Below are 6,692 nucleotides of genomic sequence, written 5' to 3'. Positions count from 1 at the left end.
CGCCCCCGCCGTCGCCCCGCACTCCGGGCCCGGCCTCCGCCGCGGCGTGCCGCCCGCCCCCGGCCCGCGCGGGACCCGCGGCGGCGGGCGCGGCGCCGACGCCCGCGCCCTGGCGCGGCCCGGCGGCCCGCGCGTCGTCCGGGACCACGGCGAGGTCCTGCTCGGCCACGGCGGCCGGCGGGGCGGCGGGGGTGTCCGCCGGCGGAAGACCCCCCGGCACGATCGCGGCGCCGACCGCGGGCGGCGCCGGAGCGGGCACCGCGACCGTCGTCAGCGGGGCCGTGCCCTGCGTCGCGACCAGGGCGCCGACGGTCGCCGTGACGGCGACCACGAACAAGGCGGCGGCGGTGCCGGCCAGCCGCGGCCAGGTCCACGTCATCGCGGCCTCCGTTCCACTGATGGGCGGCGTCGAGCGAAGCACACTCCGGGCCCGGGACTCCACCGGACGGCTCCGGCGCGTGTGGTCCCGACGCCGCGGGTCGCACGGCACAATGAGGATCGTGGACGACGGCCGCGGCGGCGGGGAGCACGCCCCCGACGCGCACCGCCGCGCCCCCGGCGCCCTGGCGGCGGAGGTCTGGGCCGTCCTGACGAGGGCCGGCCGGCCGCTCAACGCCACCGAGGTCCAGGAGGGGCTCTCCCGGGCGCCGACCTACTCCACCGTGATCACCACCCTGGGCCGGCTGCACGCCAAGGGCCTGCTCTCGCGCGCCCGGGACGGCCGATCGCACCGGTACGCCCCGGTCGCGGACGAGGCCGGGATGGCGGTCCGCCGCATGCGCCAGGTGCTCGACGAGCACGCCGACCGCGGAGCCGTGCTGTCCCGGTTCGTCTCGGAGCTCTCGGGCGACGACGAGGCCACCCTCCGCCGGCTGCTGGCCGAGCACCCCGAGAGTGCCCCGCCGGCCGGGTAGGCCTCAGCGCGTCGCCAGGATCTCCAGGAGGTCGACCCAGGCGTGCGTGGCCAGCCCCGCGGCGGCCCCGAGCGTCCCGACGACGAGCAGCGCCGTCGCCGCTCCCTGCCGGGTCAGGGTCGGGGCGGCCGGACGCTCCAGCAGGGCGCCGACCCTGCGCGGGACGACCCCGCCGCCGACCCCCAGCACCGTGGCGGCCCTGCCCGGTGCGGCCAGGGCGACCGCGGCCACCGCGTGCGCCGCCGTGCCGCGCCCGCACGCCGCGGCAGCGTCCTCGTCGGCCCAGCGCTCGAGCGCATAGACCAGCACCCGGCTCACGGGGCCGAGCAGCGGGTTGACCGCGGTCGCGAGCGCCGCGACGACGAGGTGGAGGTCGTGGCGGTGGCGCAGGTGCGAGCGCTCGTGGGCGAGGACGACGGCGCGGTGCCGCTCCGGCAGCGACGCCCAGCGGCCGGCGTCGACGAGCACGTGCCCACCCCGTACCGGGAGGGCCTGCGCGGCGCTCGGCGCCCCCGGCAGTTCGATCACCGACCCCGCCGGGGAGCCCGCGGGGACCAGGCGGCGCCCGGCGCGGTACTGCGCCCGGACGGACACGACGGCCCGCCCGACGCGCACGAGGACGACGACGGCCGCGAGGGCGCCCACCGCGGCAAGCACCGTCCCCAGGTGCGCGACGACCACGGGTCGTCCGCCGAGCGCCGCGGCCAGCGACCAGGTCCGGCCGACGAGCACCGGGTCCGATTCGGCGGTCCCGAGACCGACCAGCAGGCCGAGGCCGACCAGCGTCACCGCGGTGAACCCGACGAGCGCCGCGGTGAGCACGGCGGCGCTCCACGAGGGCCGGACGTGGTCGGCGAGGTGGCGCCCCGACGCGGAGCGCAGCCACGGAGCCAGGACGGCGGGCGCGCACAGCGCGAGGAAGACCGCGATCGTCACGGGCGTACCGCTCCTCTCCGCCCGGGCCCACGCCGACGTGGGCCGCCCGGTGACGTGGAGCCTGCCACGTCAGTGGTCGTGGATCTCGGCCTCGAGCGGGCTCCGTCCGCAGGTGGCGGCGGCATCCTGCACACCGCGGTGCAGCGCGAGCACCTCGGTCATCGCGACCCGGGCCAGCAGGCGGCGCACGGCGCTGTCGCTCCCGGCCGAGAGCCGCAGCGACCAACCCCGGTGCGCCGCGGCGGTCACCACGCCGACCAGGGCGGACAGGCCGCGGGAGTCGCAGAAGGCGACCTCGTCGAGATCGAGGACCATCCGGGCCGCGCCCGCACCGTGCTCCGGGACGGCCGACGCGCCACCATCCCCCGTCGGCTCGCTCGCCCGCTCGAGCGCGGCCTCGACGGCGCTGACGAGCTGCTGGCAGTTCGCGCTGTCCAGCTCGCCCCGCACCGCCAGGACCGGCACCGACAACGGGCCCGGGGCCTCGTCCGGCTCGACCACCGCCGGCCCGGACGCGGTCACCGACAGCGAGCTCGAACCCACACGACTCCCTCCGCCGCCCCATCGGCCGCCCTGGACGGCGTCATCGTAATCGACAGCCCGGTAGAAGACGGGGGGTGATCGGTCAGGCCGGTGGCGTGGCTGAGGGGAACGACGGGGCGCGCTTCTCGCGCAGGGCCGCGACGCCCTCGAGGACGTCGGGCCCCATGAACGTCAACATCTCGTAGGCCGCGGACTGGTCGAAGGTCGGCCCGGCCTGGCGCAGCCAGTTGTTGAGCGAGCGCTTGGTGAGGCGGATCGCCTGCTGCGCGCCGGTGGCCAGGACCTCGGCGACGCGCAGGGCCTCGTCGAGGACCTGGTCGCGGGGCAGCGCCTTGGCGACCATCCCGACGCGCTCGGCCTCCGCGCCGGTGATCATCTCGCCGGTGAGCAGGTGGTAGCGGGCCTTCGCCATTCCGGCCAGCAAGGGCCAGATGATCGCCGCGTGGTCGCCGGCCGCGACACCGAGCTTGACGTGCCCGTCGCCGATCTTCGCGTCCTCGGCGGCGATCGCGACGTCCGCGAGGAGCGCGGCGACGGTGCCCGCGCCGACGGCGACGCCGTTGATGGCCGAGACGATGGGCTTCTCGCAGTTGATGATGTTGTAGACCAGGTCCGACATCTCGGTGAGCATGTGCGAGACCGCGTCGTAGTTGCCGGCCATGCGCTCGACCATCGCGAGGTCGCCCCCGGCGGAGAACGCCTTGCCGGCCCCGGTGATGACGGCGACGCGGGTGCCCGGGTCGGCCGAGACGTCGTTCCACACCCGGGCGAGCTCGGTGTGCATCTGCTCGTCGGCGGCGTTGTACTTCTCCGGCCGGTCGATGGTGATGAGCAGGACACCGTGGTCCCGGTGCTCGAAGCGCAGGTGCTCGTAGTCCTCGAAGCCCATCTAGGTTCCTCCCGCTGGGGCGACCCGTCGTCGGGCCGGGGGTGCCCCGGTAGTCGTACCGTCTCCCCGGCACAGCGGCGAGTGCGACGGAGGCCCCGGTGGACCTGGAGAACGAGCTGGCGCTGGTCACGGGCGCGGCGTCCGGCATCGGGCGCGCGATCGCGGTCGGGCTCGCGCAGGCCGGCGCACAGGTGGTGGCCGTCGACCGCGACGCCGACGGGCTGGCCGCGACGGTCGCGACGATCGGGGAGGGCCGGGCCCACGCCCACCAGGTCGACCTCGGGGACAAGGCTGCGATCCTTGCCCTGCGCGACGCGGTCGTCGAGGCCCACGGCGTCCCCGACGTCCTGGTCAACGCCGCGGGCTTCGACCGCGTCGAGCCGTTCATGGACAACGACGACGCGCTCTGGGAGACCCTGGCCGCGGTCAACTTCCTCGGGCCGGTGCGGCTGACCCACGCCGTCCTCGAGTCGGTCCTCGCGGCGGAGCGCCGGGTGCGGATCGTCAACATCGCCAGCGACGCCGGGCGGGTCGGCAGCCTCGGGGAGACCGTCTACGCGGGCACCAAGGGCGGGCTGATCGCCTTCACCAAGTCGCTGGCCCGCGAGATGGCCCGCCACGGGATCAACGTCAACTGCGTCTGCCCGGGGCCGACCGACACGCCGCTGTTCGCCACGTTGCCCGAGAAGGTCCGCGACGGGCTGGTCAAGGCCATCCCGTTCCGGCGCCTCGCCACGCCCGAGGAGATCGCGGACGCGGTGTTGTTCTTCGCCTCCCGTCGCGCGGCCTACGTCACCGGCCAGGTCCTCTCGGTCAGCGGCGGTCTGACGATGGCGGGCTGATGCCCCGGACCGCGATCACCGTCTTGCCCGGGGCGCGGCCGTGGCGGCGGCCGCCGAGGTAGGCGTCCCGGCCCTGCTCGAGCGGGAACACCGCGGTCAGGGGGACCGCCAGCCGGTGCCGGTCGACGAGGTCGGCCAGGTCGGCCAGCTGGGTCGACTCGGCGGCGACGATGAAGAAGGTCCCGCGCTCCCGGCCGGAGACCCCCTCGGGCAGGGGCGCCGTCAGGGTGACCAGGCGCCCCGTGCCCGGGCGCAGCAGGGCGAGTGCGTCGACGGCGGCGGCGCCACCCACGCAGTCGATCACCACGTCGAACTCGTCGGTCCCGGGTGAAGGGGGGTCCACGGCGACGTCGAGGACGCGGTGGGCGCCGAGTCCGGCGACGAAGTCGACGTCGCGGGCGCGGCAGGTCGCGGTGACCTGGGCGTCGAGGACCCGGGCGATCTGGACCGCGAAGACCCCCACACCGCCGGCCGCGCCCGCCACCAGCACGGAGTCCCCTGGGCGGACGGCCGCGTGGTCGACGAGGGCCTGCCGGGCCGTGAGGCCCGAGAGGGCCAGCGCCGCGGCCCGCACCGGGTCGAGGCTGCGGGGCCGCGCCGCGACGTGGCTCGCGGGTACGGCCACGTACTCAGCGGCGGCGCCGTCCCGGTCGAAGGGGGCCAACCCGTAGACCTCCTCACCGGGCACCGGGTGACCGACCTGCTCACCGACCCCGACGACGATGCCCGCGAACTCGTGGGCGACGACGACCGGTGTGCGGTCCCGCCCGTCGCGCGTCCAGGTCTCGTCCCAGTCGAGCTCGCCGAAGGTGACCGCGGCCGCCTCGACCGCGACCAGGACCTCGTCGGGTCCCGGCGCCGGCACCGGCGCGTCCTCGACGACGAGGACCTCGGGCCCACCGCGCCGCGGCCCCCGCAGCGCGCGCATGCGGCCGGTGGTGGGTGGACGGGCCGCCGTCCCCGGGTCGGGCGAGGTCACGGGCGGAGGAGTCACAGCGGGGCCTTCCTCGTGGTGTCGCCGGGCCCGCGACGCTAGCCAGGACCCGGGACTGCTGACTTGGGTCAACCGACTGCCGACGCGGGACCGGCCGGCTCCGCGGCCAGTACGACGTCGAACCGGACCGCGCGGAACGGGTTGTGCAGCCCGACCCTCGCCGCGCGGGCGGCGTCGTCGACGACGGGGAACTCCCGGACGAGGTCCTCCTTCACACCGAAGACGGCGTCGGAGGCGAGGTAGGGCGTGTGGTCGACGAAGACGTGGGTCGTGACCGTGCGCATTCCCGGGGCATCCACCTGGAGGTGGATGTGCGCGGGTCGGTACGGGTGCCGCGAGGTCGCACGGAGCAGTGCACCGACCGGGCCGTCCACGGGGACCGGATAGAAGCGGGGCACGACGCTGCGGAACCAGTACTCCCCGTCGTCGCCGGTCCTGAACAGTCCCCGGAGGGTGCCCTCCTGGTACATCCCGGGTTGCTGCACGTCGTAGAACCCGTGGGCGTCGGCCTGCCACACGTCCACCGTCGCGCCGGGGACCGCTCGCCCGTCGGGGTCGGTGACCCGGCCGCTGACCAGGCAGGGTTCGCCCTGGCCGTCCTCGGAGATGGCCGCGCCCAGCTCGCGCGGCGGGGAGTCGACCAGATGGAAGGGACCCTCGACCGTCGAGGACGTCAGGCCCCCGCCCGAGGGGTTGTTGATCGTCTCGACGAGCATCGAGACGCCCAGCACGTCCGACAGCAGGATGAACTCCTGCCTCGTGTCCGTGCAGGTCTTCCCGGTGTCGGTGAGGAACCGGATCGCCGTGGCCCACTCGCTCTCGGTCAGTCCGACCTCGGAGACGAAGCCGTGCAGGTGCTCCACCAGCGACACCAGGATCCGGCGCAGGCGCGGATCCGCCGTGCGGTCGAAGCTCGCCGAGACCACCTCCGCCGACCCGGCCGTGAGGGTGTCCGTGTCCCGCTGATCCATGAGTCGTCCTTCCCGACGTTCAGAACCCTGTGAAGGCGATCGGGGCCGTGGTCTCCCCGAGGAGGTCCACCCGCACGTGCTCTCCGACCGACACGTGCAGGTCGGTGGCGATCGACACGGTTCCGGCCGCGTCCACCGACACCGACGTGCGTGTGCTCCGGCCGTCGGGCGCCGTGAGCACGCCGCAGTAGGCCCCGGCCCCCGGCACGGCCGCCCGCGGCCCGACGGTGCCCACCAGAGCTCGTGGCCGTGTCGAGGTGACCGTGACGGTGAGCGGGTGCGGGCGTCCCAGCAGCGCCGCCGCCGCGTGCACCCGGCCCGCGGCGATCTCGCCGCGGATGCGTGTCGAGGAGATCGGCGAACCACCGTCGTCGACCAGCTCGAGGGCCACCGCGTGCATCCCGTGGGGTCGGCCGAGCCGTGCGAGCGCGGCCGGGTCGCCCGAGGCCCGGTGCCCGAACCGGAAGTTGCTCCCGACGACGGCCGTCCGCACCGCGAGGTCGCGGACGAGGAGCTCCTCGACGAAGTCGTCGGCGCCGGTGCGCAACAAGCGCCCGGTGAGCGGGAGGACGAGCACGAAGTCCACACCGCACCCGGTCAGCA

Annotated in this window: 7 protein-coding genes and 2 pseudogenes; 2 read left to right on the top strand and 7 right to left on the bottom strand. The window is 75.6% G+C overall.

Going from position 1 to position 6,692, the window contains the following annotated elements; all coding sequences use genetic code 11:
- Positions 1-379 (bottom strand): annotated as a pseudogene (locus AC0CYZ_RS21190) (hypothetical protein); the annotation flags it as partial.
- A gap of 121 nt (positions 380-500) precedes the next feature.
- On the opposite strand from AC0CYZ_RS21190, the gene AC0CYZ_RS21185 reads away from it, so the two are divergent.
- Positions 501-914, top strand: a complete 414-nt coding sequence (locus tag AC0CYZ_RS21185) for a BlaI/MecI/CopY family transcriptional regulator (protein ID WP_472218946.1) — start codon at positions 501-503, stop codon at positions 912-914.
- A 3-nt stretch (positions 915-917) separates the two neighbouring features.
- Here the strand turns inward: AC0CYZ_RS21185 and AC0CYZ_RS21180 are convergent, their stop codons facing one another.
- The 3 genes from AC0CYZ_RS21180 to AC0CYZ_RS21170 all read right to left on the bottom strand — a co-directional run bounded on the left by AC0CYZ_RS21180 (position 918) and on the right by AC0CYZ_RS21170 (position 3,282).
- Complete coding sequence (locus AC0CYZ_RS21180) at positions 918-1,850, bottom strand: M48 family metalloprotease (RefSeq protein WP_472218944.1); 933 nt, start codon at positions 1,848-1,850, stop codon at positions 918-920.
- Between the two features lie 69 nt (positions 1,851-1,919).
- The gene (locus AC0CYZ_RS21175) at positions 1,920-2,393 is read right to left on the bottom strand and encodes an STAS domain-containing protein (protein WP_472218943.1); all 474 of its coding nucleotides are present in this window, start codon (positions 2,391-2,393) and stop codon (positions 1,920-1,922) included.
- An 82-nt stretch (positions 2,394-2,475) separates the two neighbouring features.
- The gene (locus tag AC0CYZ_RS21170) at positions 2,476-3,282 is read right to left on the bottom strand and encodes an enoyl-CoA hydratase/isomerase family protein (protein WP_472218941.1); all 807 of its coding nucleotides are present in this window, start codon (positions 3,280-3,282) and stop codon (positions 2,476-2,478) included.
- Positions 3,283-3,380: 98 nt separating this feature from the next.
- Between AC0CYZ_RS21170 and AC0CYZ_RS21165 the strand changes: the two genes are divergently transcribed.
- Positions 3,381-4,124 carry an SDR family NAD(P)-dependent oxidoreductase gene (locus tag AC0CYZ_RS21165; RefSeq protein ID WP_472218939.1) on the top strand — a complete coding sequence of 248 codons (744 nt, stop codon included), beginning with the start codon at positions 3,381-3,383 and terminating at the stop codon, positions 4,122-4,124.
- On the opposite strand, the gene AC0CYZ_RS21160 is transcribed toward AC0CYZ_RS21165, so the two are convergent.
- The 3 genes and pseudogenes from AC0CYZ_RS21160 to AC0CYZ_RS21150 all read right to left on the bottom strand — a co-directional run.
- Positions 4,096-5,052, bottom strand: coding sequence for an NADP-dependent oxidoreductase (locus AC0CYZ_RS21160; RefSeq protein WP_472218937.1), 957 nt, complete (start codon positions 5,050-5,052; stop codon positions 4,096-4,098). The two genes, AC0CYZ_RS21165 and AC0CYZ_RS21160, sit on opposite strands and share 29 nt — an antisense overlap.
- Before the next feature lie 134 nt (positions 5,053-5,186).
- Positions 5,187-6,089 (bottom strand): dioxygenase family protein, encoded by a 903-nt coding sequence (locus AC0CYZ_RS21155; protein ID WP_472218935.1) that lies wholly within the window; start codon positions 6,087-6,089, stop codon positions 5,187-5,189.
- Positions 6,090-6,108: 19 nt separating this feature from the next.
- Positions 6,109-6,692, bottom strand: a pseudogene (locus tag AC0CYZ_RS21150) (hypothetical protein); the annotation flags it as partial.

The sequence above is a fragment of the Actinomycetospora sp. genome (assembly GCF_055612215.1).
The sequence above is the reverse complement of the archived record's forward strand: the minus strand, read 5'-3'. Positions and strand labels throughout refer to the sequence as shown.

Bases quoted from the DNA above. Each gene is read 5' to 3' on its own strand.
- AC0CYZ_RS21170 (WP_472218941.1), bottom strand. From the start codon at position 3,282: ATGGGCTTCGAGGACTACGAGCACCTGCGCTTCGAGCACCGGGACCAC.
- AC0CYZ_RS21160 (WP_472218937.1), bottom strand. From the start codon at position 5,052: ATGCGCGCGCTGCGGGGGCCGCGGCGCGGTGGGCCCGAGGTCCTCGTC.
- AC0CYZ_RS21155 (WP_472218935.1), bottom strand. From the start codon at position 6,089: ATGGATCAGCGGGACACGGACACCCTCACGGCCGGGTCGGCGGAGGTG.